Source organism: Stutzerimonas stutzeri (genome assembly GCF_000935215.1).
GTDB lineage: Bacteria > Pseudomonadota > Gammaproteobacteria > Pseudomonadales > Pseudomonadaceae > Stutzerimonas.
In genome coordinates, this window is sequence record NZ_JXXD01000083.1 from 1 (window position 1) to 16,965 (window position 16,965).

The 16,965-nt window shown below is 64.4% G+C and carries 16 protein-coding genes and 1 pseudogene; 3 read left to right on the forward strand and 14 right to left on the reverse strand.

The features are described 5' to 3' along the window. From LO50_RS09630 to LO50_RS09645, 4 genes and pseudogenes are all read right to left on the reverse strand, one after another. A pseudogene (locus tag LO50_RS09630) lies at positions 1-529 on the reverse strand (GGDEF domain-containing protein); the annotation flags it as partial. Continuing rightward, entirely contained in the window at positions 526-1,395 is an 870-nt protein-coding gene (locus LO50_RS09635; protein WP_044314841.1) for an endonuclease/exonuclease/phosphatase family protein, read from the reverse strand. The pseudogene LO50_RS09630 and the gene LO50_RS09635, both read right to left, overlap by 4 nt. Positions 1,396-1,401: 6 nt before the next feature. Beyond that, positions 1,402-2,031 (reverse strand): thiol:disulfide interchange protein DsbA/DsbL, encoded by a 630-nt coding sequence (locus tag LO50_RS09640; protein ID WP_014818661.1) that lies wholly within the window; start codon positions 2,029-2,031, stop codon positions 1,402-1,404. A 182-nt stretch (positions 2,032-2,213) separates the two neighbouring features. Further along, on the reverse strand, positions 2,214-2,846 hold the full coding sequence (locus LO50_RS09645) for a c-type cytochrome (RefSeq protein ID WP_044314842.1): 633 nt from the start codon (positions 2,844-2,846) through the stop codon (positions 2,214-2,216). Between the two features lie 267 nt (positions 2,847-3,113). Here LO50_RS09645 and yihA point away from each other — a divergent pair, with 267 nt between their 5' ends. Then, on the forward strand, positions 3,114-3,767 hold the full coding sequence (gene yihA / locus LO50_RS09650; RefSeq protein WP_014818659.1) for a ribosome biogenesis GTP-binding protein YihA/YsxC: 654 nt from the start codon (positions 3,114-3,116) through the stop codon (positions 3,765-3,767). A 183-nt stretch (positions 3,768-3,950) separates the two neighbouring features. On the opposite strand, the gene gcvP is transcribed toward yihA, so the two are convergent. The 10 genes from gcvP to LO50_RS09700 form a co-directional block, all read right to left on the reverse strand. Beyond that, entirely contained in the window at positions 3,951-6,827 is a 2,877-nt protein-coding gene (gene gcvP, locus LO50_RS09655) for an aminomethyl-transferring glycine dehydrogenase (protein WP_044314843.1), read from the reverse strand. 58 nt (positions 6,828-6,885) lie between these two features. Next, the gene (gene gcvH / locus LO50_RS09660; RefSeq protein ID WP_003303288.1) at positions 6,886-7,275 is read right to left on the reverse strand and encodes a glycine cleavage system protein GcvH; all 390 of its coding nucleotides are present in this window, start codon (positions 7,273-7,275) and stop codon (positions 6,886-6,888) included. Positions 7,276-7,327: 52 nt separating this feature from the next. Continuing rightward, entirely contained in the window at positions 7,328-8,410 is a 1,083-nt protein-coding gene (gene gcvT, locus LO50_RS09665) for a glycine cleavage system aminomethyltransferase GcvT (RefSeq protein ID WP_044314844.1), read from the reverse strand. Between the two features lie 212 nt (positions 8,411-8,622). After that, positions 8,623-10,239 carry an ABC transporter permease gene (locus LO50_RS09670; protein ID WP_044314845.1) on the reverse strand — a complete coding sequence of 539 codons (1,617 nt, stop codon included), beginning with the start codon at positions 10,237-10,239 and terminating at the stop codon, positions 8,623-8,625. A 118-nt stretch (positions 10,240-10,357) separates the two neighbouring features. Continuing rightward, entirely contained in the window at positions 10,358-11,359 is a 1,002-nt protein-coding gene (locus LO50_RS09675) for an extracellular solute-binding protein (protein ID WP_044314846.1), read from the reverse strand. 112 nt (positions 11,360-11,471) lie between these two features. Next, positions 11,472-12,692, reverse strand: a complete 1,221-nt coding sequence (locus tag LO50_RS09680) for a 2-octaprenyl-3-methyl-6-methoxy-1,4-benzoquinol hydroxylase (RefSeq protein WP_044314847.1) — start codon at positions 12,690-12,692, stop codon at positions 11,472-11,474. Next, positions 12,692-13,180, reverse strand: a complete 489-nt coding sequence (locus tag LO50_RS09685; RefSeq protein WP_014818652.1) for a DUF4442 domain-containing protein — start codon at positions 13,178-13,180, stop codon at positions 12,692-12,694. Before LO50_RS09685 ends, LO50_RS09680 begins: the two co-directional genes overlap by 1 nt. Positions 13,181-13,205: 25 nt before the next feature. Further along, positions 13,206-14,384, reverse strand: coding sequence for a 2-octaprenyl-6-methoxyphenyl hydroxylase (ubiH, locus tag LO50_RS09690; RefSeq protein WP_044314848.1), 1,179 nt, complete (start codon positions 14,382-14,384; stop codon positions 13,206-13,208). 1 nt (position 14,385) lies between these two features. Then, positions 14,386-15,720, reverse strand: coding sequence for a Xaa-Pro aminopeptidase (pepP, locus tag LO50_RS09695; protein ID WP_044314849.1), 1,335 nt, complete (start codon positions 15,718-15,720; stop codon positions 14,386-14,388). Positions 15,721-15,736: 16 nt separating this feature from the next. After that, the gene (locus tag LO50_RS09700; protein WP_014818649.1) at positions 15,737-16,291 is read right to left on the reverse strand and encodes a YecA/YgfB family protein; all 555 of its coding nucleotides are present in this window, start codon (positions 16,289-16,291) and stop codon (positions 15,737-15,739) included. Between the two features lie 130 nt (positions 16,292-16,421). On the opposite strand from LO50_RS09700, the gene LO50_RS09705 reads away from it, so the two are divergent. Next, positions 16,422-16,631 carry a TIGR02449 family protein gene (locus LO50_RS09705; protein ID WP_003303302.1) on the forward strand — a complete coding sequence of 70 codons (210 nt, stop codon included), beginning with the start codon at positions 16,422-16,424 and terminating at the stop codon, positions 16,629-16,631. Then, a complete protein-coding gene (locus LO50_RS09710) occupies positions 16,628-16,942 on the forward strand; it encodes a cell division protein ZapA (protein ID WP_003303305.1) in 315 nt (104 codons plus the stop codon). Before LO50_RS09705 ends, LO50_RS09710 begins: the two co-directional genes overlap by 4 nt. Positions 16,943-16,965: the final 23 nt, after the last annotated feature.

Below are 16,965 nucleotides of genomic sequence, written 5' to 3' on the forward strand. Positions count from 1 at the left end.
GCGGCATGTCCCGCCCGCCAAACAGGCGCTTCAGAAAACCGCTCTGCTGCGGCGCCGCCAGCCCCTGCAGATCCAACACCTGGCCCTGCAGGTCACTCAGCTCGCCGAGCAGCACCGGCAGCTCACGCAGCCTGGCGGCACGCTGGTCCAGCTCCTTGGCAAATCGCTTGAGCGGCTTGCGCAGCTCCGCCGGCACCGACATGCCCAGTAGCTGGGAGACCAGCCGATGCAAAGCCTCGGTCAGGCGAACGGCCCGTTCCTGGCGGTGGCGTTCGGATTCCAGCACAGCCTTCTCCAGGCGCGGCACCAGCTGGCTGAGCCCCTCATCCAGATCACCGTCGCGGAGGATCTCTCGCATTTCGTGCAGGCAGCGCTCGACCGCGGGATCAGCACCCTCCACCGCCAGGCTGCTACGCACCAGGCTGCGCCGCAGCAGATCGACGCGCTGCTCCCAGCGCGCCTCGAGCTGCTCCTGCCGCTCGGCGAGCTGAAGATACTTTTCCTTCCAGCGTTCGACTTCTTCGCTCATTTCGTTTCTTGTACCTGTACCGGCAGGGAATCGGCCTGAAGCGAGTCCGGCAAACGGATCTCCACTGCCACCGGCAGATGGTCGGAGATCGGCAGCGCCAGCACATCGACGCGTTCCAGCGTCAGGCTCGGGCTTAGCAGAATATGGTCCAGACAGCGTTGCGGTCGCCAGCTCGGGAAGGTCGCTTCGATTTGCGGCGCGAGCAGGCCGAGATCGCGCAGCGGCGAATTTTCCAGCAGATCATTGGCGTGGGTATTCATGTCGCCCATCAACACCTGATGCCGATAGCCGCCAATCAGCTCGCGGATATAGGCCAGCTGACGCGACCGCGCCCCGCCTCCCAGGGCCAGGTGCATCATCACCACCACCAGCGCCTCCGGTCCCTCGCCGAAACGCAACAGAATCGCCCCGCGCCCCGAAGGGCCAGGCAGCGGGTGATCCTCCAGGCCTTGTGGTTCGAGCCGGCTAAGGACGCCGTTGCTGTGCTGGGCGAAACGCCCGAGATTGCGATTGAGCTGCTGATACCAGTAGGGAAAGGCACCCAGATGGGCGAGGTGCTCGACCTGATTGACATAACCGGAGCGCAGGCTGCCACCGTCGGCTTCCTGCAGGGCGACCAAATCATAGTTACCCAGTACTTCGCCGATGCGCTGCAGGTTGCTGGCGCGACCGGGATGCGGCAGCAAATGCTGCCAGCTGCGCGTCAGGTAGTGGTGGTAGCGCTCGGTGCTGATGCCAACCTGGATGTTGAAGCTAAGCAGCCTTAGCCGCCCATCGGCGGGCAGCCCGCTACTGGCCAGGCACTGCGAATTGACGCGCGCCTTGCCTGGGCCGGCAAGGCGCGGAGCGCTCCAACGGCGCAGCATCGCGGGTTACCGCGCTGCGCGTTCTTTTTCGATGAGGAAGTCCGCCACCTGCAGCGTACGCTCCGGGCCGCCAGACGAGCCGAGGTCGAAGCGGTACTTGCCGTTGACGATCATCACCGGTACGCCGGTGATCTGATAAGCCATGCCGAGCTTCTTCGCCTGCTCAACCCGGCCACGTACACCAAAGGAGTTGTAGGCCTTGAGAAACGCCTGCTTGTCGATGCCCTGACCGGCGAGGAAGTCAGCCATTTCCTCGGGAGTGGCGAGCTTCTTGCGCTCCTGGTGATAGGCGGCGAACACCGCGTCATGCACCTTCGGCTCGACACCCATGGATTCCAGGGCGATGAACAGCTGCCCATGCGCATTCCAGATGCCACCGAACATGGCCGGAATACGCTTGAACTGGACGTCATCCGGCAGCTGTTCGGCCCAGGGCTTGATCACCGGTTCGAACTGATAGCAGTGCGGACAGCCATACCAGAACAGCTCGACCACCTCGATCTTGCTCGGGTCGGCAACGGGGACCGGGCTGCTCAGCTCGACATATTCCTTGCCGGCCTGAAACTCCGCTGCCTGGGCTGCGACACCGAACAGGCTCGCAGCGGCAAAAACGGCAGTGAGTAGGAAATTGCGCATGAAATACTCCTGTTTACGACGGACCGATGGCGCAACAGGCTGCAGCAAAACGTCAGGACTCGCCAGCGTTTTTCATCCGCGCGTGTAAAGCCGTGACGAAGATTGTGTAGCCAGGCGTGAAAACGCAAAAGGGCGCCGGAGCCAACGGCCCCGACGCCCTTCTGTTCAACCTGCCGCTGTTATCAGTGCAGGCCCTGGATGTAGCTGGACAGCGCTTCGATGTCCTTGTTGCTCAGCTTGGCGGCGACGCCACGCATGATCATGGTGTCGCCGTCGTTGGTGCGATTGCCTTCGCGGAAGTCGGTCAGCTGCTTGGCGGTGTACGCCGCGTGCTGCCCACCCAGCTTGGGGAAGCCAGCCAGGTCGTTGCCGGCGCCGTTGGGTGCGTGGCAACCGGTGCACGCCGGCATGCCCTGATCGAGCTTGCCACCACGGAACAGTTTCTCGCCCTGCTTTGCCAGAGCCGGATCGGCGTAACCAACACTGCCCTTCTGGCTTGAGAAGTAGGCGGCGATGTCTTCCAGATCCTGATCACTCAGCGGGTCCAGCATGCCGGTCATTTCCAACACCTTGCGACCTACGCCTTCCGGGGCACCCGGTGTGCTGCCAGCCTTGATGTCCTGCAGTTGCTTGAGCAGGTAACGCTCACCCTGGCCAGCCAGTTTCGGGAAATTCGGCGCCGGGCTGTTGCCATCGACACCGTGGCACGCACCACACACTGCAACTTTGCCCTGACCAGCTTCGGCGTCTCCAGCCGCGTGGGCCATACCGGTGATGCCAAGGGTCAACAGCAGACTCACGAGTACTTTGTTCATCAGCTAATCCAACTACGGCTAAGGGTTTGAAAGGAATTCATCGGGTCGCGCACGGCCATCGAACCGGGGCGACGCTCGTTATAGTGGCACGCTGGGCATCCGCATTGCGGTGGTAACTACCGCCGCACCGGCGTCCGGATCAGGCTGAACACCACACGTGGCCCGATATCAGGCCAAAGCGCACATAAAAACTGCGGCATTATATACTCCCGTTTCTGAAACGGAAACGAACCATTGCCGCACCCGCGTGCACTCACCGGAACGACCATGCTACCGAAAAACCCGATTCTCGGCCTTTGCCAACAGGCCACCTTCATGATCAGCGCCGCCAAGGTCGATCAGTGCCCGGCCGACGAGGGTCTGGAAGTAGCCTTTGCCGGCCGTTCCAACGCAGGCAAGTCGAGCGCGCTGAACACCCTGACTCATGCCAACCTGGCGCGCACTTCGAAGACCCCGGGCCGCACCCAGCTGCTCAACTTCTTCCGCCTCGATGACGAACGCCGACTGGTCGACCTGCCCGGCTACGGCTACGCCAAGGTGCCGATCCCGCTCAAGCAGCACTGGCAGCGCCACCTGGAAGCCTACCTGGGCAGCCGCGAGAGCCTGGCCGGCGTGTTCCTGATGATGGATATCCGCCATCCGCTGACCGAGTTCGACCGCATGATGCTGGACTGGGCGAGCGCCAGCCAGATGCCCTTGCACATCCTGTTGACCAAGTCCGACAAGCTGGCCTTCGGCGCCGCGAAAAACGCGTTGCTGGCCATCCAGCGCGATATCCACAAAGGCTGGGGCGCCGATGTCAGCGTCCAGCTGTTCTCGGCACCGAAGCGGCAGGGGGTCGAGGAAGCGCAGCTGGTGCTGGCGAACTGGTTGGGAATGCTGGACGAGGCAGCCGAAGACGAGCACGAGCCTGAGGCATAGAGTGGGGCAGGCGTCGCCGATTCCTGCAGCCCTGAGCCGGAGCTCCGGTGGATGTAAAAAGCGACATCCACCCTACGAAGTCCAGCGCCAATCGCTAAAACCACCCGAATTTCAACGCACCAATCGCCTCGCAGAAGCCGGAAAGGCGCCAGGAATCGACGCCCACCCGGCCCTCAGCGCAACTCAGTCGCGATAGGCATCCACCGGCACGCAAGCGCAGAACAGGTTGCGATCGCCGTAGACGTTGTCCACGCGGTTCACCGCCGGCCAGTACTTGTGGGCACAGGAGTGGGCGCTCGGCGTTACCGCTTCGGCGATGCTGTACGGCCGGCCCCACTCACCGATCACGTCAGCCAGCGTATGCGGCGCGCGCACCAGCGGATTGTTGTCCGCCGGCCACTCACCACCCTGGACCTTGGCGATCTCCGCGCGGATGCTCAGCATCGCTTCGACGAAGCGATCCAGCTCGGCTTTCGACTCGCTCTCGGTGGGCTCGATCATCAACGTGCCGGGCACCGGGAAGGACATGGTCGGCGCGTGGAAGCCGTAGTCCATCAGGCGCTTGGCGACGTCTTCCTCGCTGATTCCGGTCTCGGCCTTGAGCGGGCGCAGGTCGAGGATGCACTCGTGGGCGACGCGGCCGTTGCGCCCGGCGTAGAGCACTGGGAAGGCGTCGCCCAGGCGATTGGCCAGGTAGTTGGCGCCGAGAATCGCGACTTCCGTGGAGTCGCGCAGCTGCGGGCCCATCATGACAATGTACATCCAGCTGATCGGCAGGATGCTCGCGCTGCCCCAGGGCGCTGCGCTAACCGCGCCGTTGCCTGGCTGCGGGCCTTCCAGTTCGACCACTGGGTGATTGGCCACGAACGGTGCCAAGTGCGCCTTGACGCCGATCGGCCCCATGCCTGGGCCGCCACCGCCATGCGGGATGCAGAAGGTCTTGTGCAGGTTCATGTGCGAGACGTCGGCGCCGATGTCCGCCGGCCGCGCCAAACCGACCTGAGCGTTGAGGTTGGCACCGTCCATATACACCTGGCCGCCGTGAGCGTGGATCGCGGCGCAGATCTCGCGCACGTTTTCTTCGTAAACGCCGTGGGTCGACGGATAGGTGATCATCAGGCAGGACAGACGATCACCGGCCTCGGCGGTCTTGCGCTTGAGGTCTTCCAGATCGACGTTGCCGCCCTTGTCGCACTCGACGATGACCACGCGCATGCTGACCATCTGCGCCGAGGCGGGGTTGGTGCCATGGGCCGAGGACGGAATCAGGCAGATGTCGCGCTGCCCTTCGCCACGGCTCTCATGATACTTGCGGATCGCCACGAGTCCGGCGTATTCGCCCTGAGCACCGGAGTTGGGCTGCATGCTGATCGCGTCGAAACCGGTGATCGCGCAGAGCCAGGCTTCCAGCTCCTCGATCATCAGCTTGTAACCCTGGGCCTGACCGCGCGGAACGAACGGATGCAGGTTGGCGAACTCAGCCCAGGTGATCGGGATCATCTCGCTGGTGGCGTTGAGCTTCATGGTGCAGGAGCCGAGCGGGATCATCGCCTGGTTCAGCGCCAGGTCCTTGTTCTCCAGCTGCTTGAGGTAGCGCAGCATCTCGGTTTCGCTGTGGTGCGTGTTGAATACCGGGTGGCTAAGGTAGTTGCTCTCGCGCAGCAACGCCTCGGGGATTCCGCCCGGCAGCTCGCTGGCATCCAGCGTAGCGATGTCGAGGCCGTGATCGGCACCGAGGAAGATCGCCAGGAGCTGTTCAACGGTGCGTTCGTCGCAGGTCTCGTCGAGGCTGACGCCCAGCCGGCCGCGGCCAAGGATGCGCAGGTTGATCTGCGCCGCTTCGGCGCTTTCGATGACCGCGGTCTGCGCGCCACCGACCTCAAGGGTCAGGGTGTCGAAGAAATGCTGGTTGAGGCGAACGATGCCCTTCTGCTCCAGGCCGGCAGCGAGAATGGCGGTCAGCCGGTGGACGCGCTGGGCGATGCGCTTGAGGCCCTGCGGGCCGTGATAGACGGCATAGAAGCCGGCGATGTTGGCCAGCAGCACCTGGGCGGTGCAGATGTTGGAGTTGGCCTTCTCGCGGCGGATGTGCTGCTCGCGGGTCTGCAGCGCCATGCGCAGCGCGGTGTTGCCGCGGGCGTCCTTGGACACGCCGATGATGCGGCCCGGCATGCCGCGCTTGAACTCGTCGCGGCTGGCGAAATAGGCCGCGTGCGGGCCGCCGTAGCCCATCGGCACGCCGAAGCGCTGGGTCGAGCCGAGCACAACGTCGGCGCCCAGCTCGCCCGGCGGGGTCAGCAGCAGAAGGCTGAGCAGATCGGCGGCGACGCAGGCCAGCGCCTGCTGCGCATGCAGCTGCTCAATGGCCGGACGCAGGTCGCGAATCTCGCCATGGGTATCCGGGTACTGCAACAGCGCGCCGAACACTTCCTGTCCGGCCAGCTCGTCCAGCGTGCCGACCACCAGCTCGAAGCCGAACGCCTCGGCGCGGGTCTGCACCACGGAGAGCGTCTGCGGGTGGCAGTTCTCGTCGACGAAGAAGCGGTTGCTCTTGCTCTTGGCCATGCGCCGGGCCAGGGTCATGGCCTCGGCCGCTGCGGTCGCCTCATCGAGCAACGAGGCATTGGCCAGGTCGAGACCGGTGAGGTCGATGATCATCTGCTGATAGTTCAGCAACGCTTCCAGCCGACCCTGGGCGATCTCCGGCTGATAGGGGGTGTAGGCGGTGTACCAGCCCGGATTCTCCAGCACGTTGCGCAGGATCACCGGCGGGGTGATGGTGCCGTGGTAGCCCATGCCGATCAGGCTGGTCCAGAGTTGATTCTGCTCCGCATAGCCACGCAGCTTGGCCAGCGCGGCCTGCTCGTCCAGCGCCGGCGGCAGGTTCAGCTCGGCCTGCAGGCGGATCGCCGGCGGCACGGTCTGCTCGATCAGCTGTTCGCGGCTGCTCAGGCCCAGGGCGTCGAGCATGGCCTGCTGTTCGCCCTGATCCGGGCCGAGGTGACGGCGCAGGAAGGCATCGGGTTGCTGGAGTTGGGAAAGGCTCGGCATATACGGCATGGTCGCTACTCTCGGAAAAACAAAAGCCCCGACAGAGCGGGGCTTTTGCGGATGATGCTTAGGCGTCGGCGTCGCAGGCGGCCTGGTAACCGGCCGCGTCGAGCAGCTTGTCCAGCTCCGACGTATCGCTCGGCTGCAGGCGGAAGAACCAGCTGCCGTAAGGGTCGCTGTTGACCAGCTCCGGCGAATCGGCAAGCGCCTCGTTGACCGCGATCACCTCTCCAGCCACCGGCGCATAGATGTCGGACGCGGCTTTCACCGATTCGACCACACCGGCTTCCTGGCCGGCATTGAGCTGGCGCCCGACCTCGGGCAGCTCGACGTAGACCACATCCCCCAGCGCTTCCTGGGCGTGATCGGAGATACCGACGGTGATGCTGCCGTCCGCTTCGAGACGGGCCCACTCGTGGCTGGCGGCGTAACGCAGATCGCTGGGGATATTGCTCATTGTTGGGTCCTCAAGGCTGTTGACAGCAGTCGCGCAAAACAGTCGGTCGAATTTACACCAGTACCTTGCCGTGGCGCACGAATGTCGGCTGCACGACCCGCACCGGATACCACTTGCCACGAATCTCCACTTCCGCGCGCTCGGCGGTCCCGGCCGGCACGCGGGCCAGGGCGATGGACTTGCCAAGCGTAGGAGAAAAACTGCCGCTGGTGATCTCGCCGTCGCCGACGCCATTCACCCGCACCACCTGATGAGCACGCAGTACGCCGCGCTCCTCCAACACCAGGCCGACCAGCTTGGGCAGGTCGTCACGAGCCCGCTGCTGCTCCAGGGCGGCACGGCCGACGAAGTCACGCTCGGTCGGCTCCCAGGCCACGGTCCAGCCCATGTTGGCCGCCAGCGGCGATACGTCTTCAGTCATGTCCTGGCCGTACAGGTTGAGGCCGGCCTCCAGACGCAGGGTGTCGCGCGCACCGAGGCCGATCGGCGGGATGCCGGCGCCGACCAGCTCGCTGAGGAAGTCCGGCGCCTGCTCCGCGGGCAGGATGATTTCCAGGCCATCTTCGCCGGTATAGCCGGTACGCCCGATGAACCAGTCGCCATCGGCCATGCCCTGAAAAGGCTTGAGATCGTGAATCAGCCCTGCCCGGGCCTGGCTCACCAGCTCGGACGTACGCGCGCGTGCATGCGGCCCCTGGATGGCCAGCATGGCCAGCTCGGGGCGCTCTCTGACCTCGACGGCGAAGCCGGCCGCCTGGGCCCGCATCCACGCCAGATCCTTGTCGCGGGTGCTGGCATTGACCACCAGGCGATAACCCCAATCGGTCAGGTAGACGATGAGGTCATCGATCACCCCGCCGCGCTCGTTGAGCATCGCGGTGTAAAGCGCCCGACCGGTGCTTTTCAGGCGTGCCACGTCGTTGGCCAGCAAGCGCTGCAGATAGTCGCGGGCCTGCTCGCCGGAGACATCGACCATGGTCATGTGCGAGACGTCGAACACCCCGCAGTCACGACGAACCTGATGATGTTCTTCTACTTGGGAGCCGTAATGCAGTGGCATGTCCCAGCCACCGAAGTCGACCATCTTGGCACCGAGAGCAAGGTGCTGATCGTAGAGGGGAGTACGCTGACCCATGGGTTTCTCCTTCCGGGCAGGTCGCCGAATCGGCATTGGAAAAGTCAGTAAAGCCGGGCCCTGCGGGGGTCGGCGACTTTCGAATGGCGCGCATTGTAGCCCCAAGGTGGCAGCAGGTCACGGCAGATCAGGTGGCAGGAGACTGGAGGTCGAATCGCGGCCCGCAGTAGCGCGGCTGCGTCGCTCAGCACCCTGCCGCCAGAGCTGCGTGACTAGCCAGGGCGCCGCGCCGAACGGCGAATCAGCAGCACCACCGGCAGCAGTCCGACCAGCACCAAGGTCAGTGCCGGGAGCGACGCGCGGGCCCATTCGCCTTCACTGGTCATTTCGAAGATGCGCACGGCCAGGGTGTCCCAGCCGAATGGCCGCATCAGCAAGGTCGCCGGCATTTCCTTGAGCACGTCGACGAATACCAGCAGTGCCGCGCTCAGCGTGCCTGGCAGCAGCAACGGCAGGTAGACCCGGAAGAACAGCGCCGGGCCACCGACACCCAGGCTGCGTGATGCCTGCGGCAGCGAGGGGCGAATCCGCGCCAGGGCGTTTTCCAGCGGGCCGAAGGCGACCGCCATGAAGCGGATCAGATAGGCCAGCAGCAACGCGCCGAGGCTGCCGAGCAGGATCGGCTTGCCGCCAGCGCCCAACCAGCTCGACAGCGGAATGACCAAGTGCCGGTCGAGGTAACTGAACGCCAGCATGATCGAAACCGCCAGTACCGAACCCGGCAAGGCATAGCCGAGATTGGCCAGGCTCACCGCGCTGCGGATCGAGCGCACCGGCGCCTGACGTCGGGCGAACGCCAGCAGCAGCGCCACGCTCACAGTGATCAGTGCGGCGATAGCACCGAGATAGAGCGTGTGCAGGATCATACCGGCGTAACGCTCGTCGAGATCGAAGCGACCGCGCTGCCAGAGCCAGGCCAGCAGCTGCAACAGCGGGATGATGAACGCGCAGAGAAATACCAGGCCGCACCAGGCGCTGGCCGCGAACGCCTTCACACCGGTCAGCCGATACAGCGCCGCGGAGCGCGCTCGCTCATTGGCCGGTCGCGCAGCACCGCGCGCCCGACGCTCGCCGTAGAGCACCAGCATCACCGCCAGCAACAATAGGCTGGCCAGCTGGGTGGCGCTGGTCAGACTGAAGAAGCCGTACCAGGTCTTGTAGATCGCAGTGGTGAAGGTATCGAAGTTGAACACCGACACCGCACCGAAGTCAGCCAGGGTTTCCATCATTGCCAGGGCCAGACCGGCACCGATCGCCGGTCGCGCCATCGGCAGCGCCACGCGCCAGAAAGCCTGCCAGGGCGACTGGCCGAGCACCCGCGCCGCTTCCATCAGTCCCTTGCCCTGAGCGAGAAAGGCCGAGCGCGCCAGCAGATAGACATAGGGGTAGAACACCAGCACCAGCACCGTGATCACACCGCCCGTGGAGCGCACTCGCGGAAAGCGAATGCCGCTACCGAACCACTCGCGCGCCAGGGTTTGCACCGGACCGGCGAAATCGAGCAGCCCGATGAAGACGAACGCCAACACATAGGCAGGAATCGCGAACGGCAGCATCAGCGCCCAATCCAGCCAGCGGCGTCCGGGAAATTCGCACAATGCCGTCAGCCAGGCGAGGCTGACGCCGAGCACCACCACGCCGATGCCCACGCCGAGAACCAGCGTCAGGGTATTGCCCAGCAGACGCGGCATCTGCGTGTCCCACAGGTGCGACCAGATCTCGGTATCGATACTGCTCCAGCTGAACAGCAGGATGCTCAGTGGCAGCAACACCAGGGCTGCGACAGCAAACGTGATGGGATACCAGCGGCGCTCGATGGGATGGGACACTCAAGCCTCGACAGCAAAAAAGACGACGCCCCGGACCAGGCCGGGGCGCCGAGTATAACCGCAGCGGTGAACGTGGCGGCCGGAGCTGCACGTCACCGCTGCAAGCGCGGAGGGCTGATCAGTTCCAGCCGGCGCGATCCATCAGCTTGATGGCTTCGGCCTGACGCTTGCCAGCCACTTCCACCGGAATGGTATCGGCCTTGAACTCGCCCCATGCCGCTACTTCGGCCGAAGGCTTCACGCCCGGGTTGGCCGGGTATTCCATGTTGATGTCGGCGAAGATGCTCTGCGCCTCTTCGCTGGTCATCCACTCCACCAGCTTGCGCGCGGCGTCCGGGTTCGGAGCGTGCTTGGTCAGGCCGATGCCCGACAGGTTGACGTGCACGCCGCGGTCTTCCTGGTTCGGCCAGAACAGCTTGGCCTTGAGCTGCGGGTTCTGCGCGTGCAGGCGACCGAAGTAGTAGGTGTTGACGATGCCGGCATCGCACTGCCCGGCGTCGATGGCCTGCACCAGCGCCGTGTCGTCCGCAAAGACGTCGGTGGCGAGATTGCCGACCCAGCCCTTGATGATCTCTTCGGTCTTCTCGGCGCCGTGAGTCTCGATCATGGTCGCGGTCAGCGACTGGTTGTACACCTTCTTGCTGGTGCGCAGACACAGGCGGCCGTCCCAACGCTCGTCGGCCAGCGCCTCGTAAGTGCTCAGCTCGCCGTCCTTGACCCGCTCCGGCGAGTAGACGATGGTCCGCGCGCGCAGCGACAGGCCGGTCCAGGCGTCGTTGGAGGAACGATACTGGGCCGGGATGTTGTCCTTGACCACCTGAGAGTTCAGCGGCTGCAGGATGCCCATTTCCTCGGCTTGCCAGAGGTTGCCGCCATCGACGGTGAGCAGAAGGTCCGCCGGGGTGTTCGCGCCTTCGGCCTTGATGCGGGCCATCAGCGGGGCTTCCTTGTCGGTGATGAACTTGATCGCTACACCGGTCTTCTCGGTGTAGGCGTCGAACACCGGCTTGATCAGCTCATCGATACGCGAGGAGTAGACCACTACTTCGTCGGCAGCCTGGACGGCACCCGACAGCGCCGTCAGCGCCAGGGCGGCGAGTAAACCTTTGCTTGCCTGCATGGAACAGCCTCTTGTTGGTGAGTTGGAACAGAGGCTGAATAGTAGTGAATGTTATTTACCTTCTCAATGCGACAAATCGTGCAGGTAATGTTTTGTAAATATCAATCTGACATCAGGGCTTGGCGAGTTCTGGCAGATCGCCGCTCAATCCGAGCGCCTGACGAACGAACAGCGCCTTCGCCTCCGGTAGCGCCTGTACGGCCTTGAGACCGGTATTGCGCAGCCAGCGCAGCGGCAGTGGATCAGCCTGGAACAGCCGTTCGAAGCCTTCCATGGCTGCCATCATCGCCAAGTTGTGCGGCATGCGCCGACGCTCGAAGCGGCTCAGCACCTGCACATCGGCCACCCGCTCACCGCGGGCAATCGCCGCCTTGAGCACTTCCGCAAGCACGGCAGCATCCAGCAGGCCAAGATTCACGCCCTGCCCCGCCAACGGATGAATGGTGTGTGCGGCATCGCCGATCAACGCCAGGCCCGGCTGCACATAGCGTTTGGCATGGCGTTGGCGCAGCGGGATGCACAGCCGCGGATCGACCTCGAGCACTTCGCCCAGGCGCTCCTCGAAGGCTCGACCAAGCGCCGTTCGGAATGCCGCGTCATCCAGCGCCATGAGCCGCCTGGCTTCGGCTTCAGTAACCGACCAGACAATCGAGCACCAGCGCCGGTCGCCATCGCGCTCGAGCGGCAGAAATGCCAGGGGGCCGTCATCGGTGAAGCGTTGCCAGGCCGTACGCTGGTGCGCCTCGCTGCAACGCACGCTGGTGACGATGGCCTGATGCAGATAATCCCATTCGCGGGTTTCGCAACCAGCCAGGCGACGTATCGCCGAGTTGGCGCCATCCGCCGCAATCAGCAGGGGCGTACGCAACTCGCGGCCGTCGACCAGCGTCAGCTGCCAACCGTCAGGGGTGCGCGCCAGCTGCTCGACGCGAGCATCGCCAATCAGCTGCAGTCCGCCGCGGCGCTGCATCGCGTCCAGCAGCGCATCCTGCACCACACGGTTTTCGACGATATGCCCGAGCACTTCGGCATGTACGGTCTCGGCGGAAAAATGAATCTGCCCGGTGCCCGAGCCGTCCCATACGTGCATGTCGGTGTAGGGGCTCGCGCGGCGCGCGGCGATGCCCGGCCAGGCACCGACCCGCTGCAGGATGCGCTGGCTGGCTGCGGACAGCGCACTGACCCGCGGTTCGAAGCCGCCCTGCGGGTCGAAGTCGACGACCTCGAGCGGGCTCGCATCGAGCACGACGATCTTCAGCCCGCAACCTTCGAGGGCGAGTGCCAGGGTACTGCCGACCATGCCGGCACCCACGATGATCAGATCCGCTTGCATCACTTCTCTCCTGGCTGCCGCGCCCGCGGCTTGAGTCGTATGTAGAGGGTCTTCTGCACCCGTGCCACCAGCGTGCCCTCGCCGTCGCGCACTTCGACATGCATTCTGGGCAGGTACTTGCTGCCGTCGGCCGTGTGCGCGCGGATCTCATCCAGCAGCCTGTCGCTGATGGCGAATTCGGCGTAGACCGCGCCGCGCCCGGGGCTGACGAATTCTATGTTGGCCGCCTTGTCCCAAACGATGTAGTCGCGCCCGAGATTCTCCATCAGCATCAGCACGAAGAACGGGTCGACCATCGAATACAGCGAGCCGCCGAACTGCGTACCGACATAATTGCGGTTGTACCAGCGCAGCACCATCTTGACCTGAACCAGGCGCATATCCGCGCTGATGTGCCGCACCCGAACACCGGCTCCGATGTATGGCGGGTAGAAATTCATGGCCCAGCGCAGAAACCGCGCCTTGCGCGCCAAACGGGAGCCGCTCATGCCGAGTCCTTTTGGTTGCCGCTTTTCAGCCAGCGCGAGTGCCCAGGCCCATCGCCTGGCGCGCAAACCAACGCTTGGCGGCGGGCATGAGGTCCAGCCCGAGCAGACCGAGATTGCGTCCGGCCGCGACCAGCCGACCGGAATCACCGAACAGCCGGGTGACCTGATCGGAGAAACCGACCGTCACGCGCTGATCGAAGCGCTGCCTGCGGGCATACTCCTGCAGCACCGCCAGGTCGCCCAGCGCGGCGTCGCTACGCAGCAAAGCGACGCTCAGTGCCTCCACATCACGCAGCGACAGGTTGTAGCCCTGCCCGGCGATCGGGTGCAGGCTGTGCGCCGCGTTGCCGAGCACCACCAGCCCCGAACGTACCTGCTCTTCGGCCTCGATCAGCGTCAGCGGATACAGATGCCGGGCACCGACCTGCTGCAACGCGCCCAGGCGATAGCCGAAGGCCTCCTGCAGTTCGCCGAGGAAAACCGCCTCGTGTGCCTGCGCCAGGCGCGCGGCATCGACCTGGGAGCGCGTCCATACCAGCGCACAGCGATCATCCTGCAGCGGCAGCAGCGCCATCGGGCCATCTTCGGTGAAGCGCTCGAACGCCAGACCGCCGTGCGGTTTGCCTGGCGTGATGTTGGCGATCAGGGCGGTCTGGCCGTACGGCCGGCGCGACACCTGGATGCCAAGCTGCTCGCGCAGCCCGGAGCGGCCACCATCTGCGAGCACGGTGAGGTCGCACTCCAGCTGCTGACCATCGGTAAAACTCAACCGGTAACCGGTGGTACTGGGCTCCAGTCGCTCGACCTCGGCCGGGCAGTGGCGGGTCACCACCGCATCATCCAGTGCCTGCCACAGGCAATGCCCGATCCAGGCGTTCTCCACCACGTAACCCAGCGCCTCGACGCCTTCGCGTGTGCAATCGAGGCGTGCCGCCCCGAAACTGCCGCGCTCGGATACATGAATGCGCAGAATCGGTTCGGCGCGCTCGGCAATCCGCTCCCACAGGCCGAGGCGCTGGTAGATCAGCCGGGTGCCATAGGACAGCGCGGTGGAGCGCGCGTCATAACTCGGCTGGTACTCGTGGCCGGGCTCGAACGGCTCGATCAGATGAATCCGCCAGCCGCGCTCACGGGCGCCATCCTGCAAGGCCAGCGCGAGACTGGCACCAACCAGCCCGCCACCGATGATCGCCAGGCTCTGCATGTCAGGCGACCTTCTCGCGAGCGGCGGCCATCAGCGCCTCGATCTGGGCGACGCTCTTCGGCACGCCACCGGTGAGGATTTCGCAGCCGGTCCGGGTCACCACCACATCGTCCTCGATGCGCACGCCGATGCCGCGCCACTTCTTGGCGACGTTCTGATTGTCCACGGCAATATAGATGCCCGGCTCGACGGTCATCGACATGCCCGGCTCGAGCACGCGCCACTCGCCGCCGATCTTGTAGTCGCCGACGTCATGCACGTCCATGCCCAGCCAGTGCCCGGCGCGGTGCATGTAGAAGGGTTTGTAGGCCTCGCTTGCGATCAGTTCGTCGACCTCGCCCTGCAGCAGGCCCAGCTCGACCAGCCCGCCGGTGATTACCCGTACGGTGGCCTCGTGGGCCTCGTTCCAGTGCTTGCCGGGTGCGATGTGCTTGAAAGCCTCTTCGTTGGCCTTGAGCACCAGTTCGTAAATGGCCTTCTGCTCGGGCGAGAAGCGGCCGTTGACCGGAAAGGTGCGGGTAATGTCGCTGGCGTAGCAGTCGATTTCGCAACCGGCGTCGATCAGCACCAGGTCGCCATCCTTCAGCGGCGCATCGTTCTCGCGGTAATGCAGGATGCAGGCATTGCGACCCGCGGCGACGATGCTGCCGTAAGCGGGCATCTTGGCCCCGCCCTTGCGGAACTCGTAATCCAGCTCGGCTTCCAGGTGGTACTCGAACAGGCCAGCGCGGCTGGCCTGCATGGCACGGATATGCGCACGAGCGGAAATATCCGCCGCATGCTTCATCACCTTCACCTCGTTGCTCGACTTGTACAGGCGCATGTCGTGCAGCAAGTGATCGAGCGCGACGAACTCGCTGGGCGGCTGCGCACCCTGGCGCGCCTTGGCGCGAATGGTCTTGATCCACTCCATCAGCCGATGATCGAAGGCTTCGTTGGTGCCGATGGCGTAGTAGACACGGTCGCGGCCTTCGATCAGCCCGGGGAGGATGTCGTCGATGTCGCCGATGGGAAAGGCATCGTCGGCACCGTATTCACTTATCGCGCCGTCCTGCCCGGCACGCAGGCCATCCCACAGCTCGCGCTCGGGGTCGCGCTCGCGGCAGAACAGCACGTATTCGCCATGCTCACGCCCGGGAATCAGCGCGATCACCGCCTCCGGTTCGGGGAAGCCGGACAGGTACTGAAAGTCGCTGTCCTGGCGGTAGACATGCTCGACATCGCGGTTGCGGATATACATCGGCGCCGCCGGCAAAATGGCGATGCTGTTGGGTTCCATCTGCTCCATCAGCGCCTTGCGCCGACGGGCGTATTCCGATTTCGGGATGCGAGTCATGAGCGGAACGATTTCCTCAATGCAGGGAAGGTTTCGGAGCAGCAGGTACCGGCTTGGCGCACTCGGTGAACAGCAGCAACGGCGCCACGCGCAAGTACTCCATCACTTCCATGTAATCGGTCTCGCCGTCTTCGGACTCTTCCAGCGAGTCCTGAATCTGCGCGATGGCCGAGAGATCCTGCAGTACTTCCATGGCCTCGGCGCTCAGCGCGCGGTCGCCAGCGGTCAGACCGAAGCCGGCGAGAAAGCCCTGGCACCACTGGCCCAGCGCGACAGCGCGCTCGGCCAGCGGCGCATCATCGCTGGGCAGCAGCAGAACGACGGCAATGTCGTCGCCGGCGAGCTCACCCTTGACCATCTCCTGCAGGCCGATCAAGGCCTGACGGATATTGTCCTGCGGCGCTTCGCCAAGTAGGTCCGAAGCATCGGTCAGCCAGGGTTCGACATCGAAGCCGGCACCGGCGCAGCTGCGCCCGAGCAACAGGCCATGCAATTCGGCAGGAGAAACAGTTTGCGGTGCGCCAGCCAGAAGTGTGGCGAAAGCGGCATATGGGGAATTCTGAATGGACATGGCGGCTAGGCGCACGATGGCGCAATGACTAGAATGAAGGCTTCGTATCCTAGCACCGGCGGCCGCGGCAAGACCATCGAAGCCCCCGGGCATCGCCTCCGTCTTCACTCAGTGCCCCAACAGGAATCCCATGGAAGACGCCGATCTGAAAGCGCTGACCACCAAGCTGGAGCAGCTGATTCAGCGCATCGAACAGCTCAAGGCGCAGAACCACCTGCTACTGGCCAACGAGCGGAACTGGCGTGAAGAGCGCGCTCATCTGATCGAAAAGAACGAAATGGCCCGCTTGAAGGTCGAATCAATGATTTCGCGCCTGAAAGCCCTGGAGCAGGACTCATGACCCAGCCGAACACCGTCACCGTGCACATCATGGATAAGGAATATTGCATTGCCTGTCCGCCAGAGGAACGCAGCAATCTGGAAGGCGCGGCCCGCTATCTGGATCGCAAGATGCGCGAGATCCGCAGCAGCGGCAAAGTCATCGGCGCCGACCGCGTTGCGGTAATGGCCGCGCTGAACATCACCCACGAACTGCTACACAAGCATGATCGCCTGGATGCCGAAGCCAACAGCGCGCGCGAGCACGTACGCATGCTGCTGGAGCGCGTCGACAGCGCACTGGCCACCGACCCGAACCCTTCCGGCAACTGATCAACGGCAGCCGGTTTGCGTTA

Coding starts and splice junctions, on each gene's coding strand:
- LO50_RS09635 (WP_044314841.1), bottom strand. CDS start 1,395: ATGCTGCGCCGTTGGAGCGCTCCGCGCCTTGCCGGCCCAGGCAAGGCG.
- LO50_RS09675 (WP_044314846.1), bottom strand. CDS start 11,359: ATGCAGGCAAGCAAAGGTTTACTCGCCGCCCTGGCGCTGACGGCGCTG.
- yihA (WP_014818659.1), top strand. CDS start 3,114: ATGCTACCGAAAAACCCGATTCTCGGCCTTTGCCAACAGGCCACCTTC.
- LO50_RS09680 (WP_044314847.1), bottom strand. CDS start 12,692: ATGCAAGCGGATCTGATCATCGTGGGTGCCGGCATGGTCGGCAGTACC.
- LO50_RS09705 (WP_003303302.1), top strand. CDS start 16,422: ATGGAAGACGCCGATCTGAAAGCGCTGACCACCAAGCTGGAGCAGCTG.
- gcvH (WP_003303288.1), bottom strand. CDS start 7,275: ATGAGCAATATCCCCAGCGATCTGCGTTACGCCGCCAGCCACGAGTGG.
- LO50_RS09710 (WP_003303305.1), top strand. CDS start 16,628: ATGACCCAGCCGAACACCGTCACCGTGCACATCATGGATAAGGAATAT.
- LO50_RS09700 (WP_014818649.1), bottom strand. CDS start 16,291: ATGTCCATTCAGAATTCCCCATATGCCGCTTTCGCCACACTTCTGGCT.
- LO50_RS09640 (WP_014818661.1), bottom strand. CDS start 2,031: ATGCGCAATTTCCTACTCACTGCCGTTTTTGCCGCTGCGAGCCTGTTC.
- LO50_RS09685 (WP_014818652.1), bottom strand. CDS start 13,180: ATGAGCGGCTCCCGTTTGGCGCGCAAGGCGCGGTTTCTGCGCTGGGCC.
- pepP (WP_044314849.1), bottom strand. CDS start 15,720: ATGACTCGCATCCCGAAATCGGAATACGCCCGTCGGCGCAAGGCGCTG.
- gcvP (WP_044314843.1), bottom strand. CDS start 6,827: ATGCCGTATATGCCGAGCCTTTCCCAACTCCAGCAACCCGATGCCTTC.
- gcvT (WP_044314844.1), bottom strand. CDS start 8,410: ATGGGTCAGCGTACTCCCCTCTACGATCAGCACCTTGCTCTCGGTGCC.
- ubiH (WP_044314848.1), bottom strand. CDS start 14,384: ATGCAGAGCCTGGCGATCATCGGTGGCGGGCTGGTTGGTGCCAGTCTC.
- LO50_RS09645 (WP_044314842.1), bottom strand. CDS start 2,846: ATGAACAAAGTACTCGTGAGTCTGCTGTTGACCCTTGGCATCACCGGT.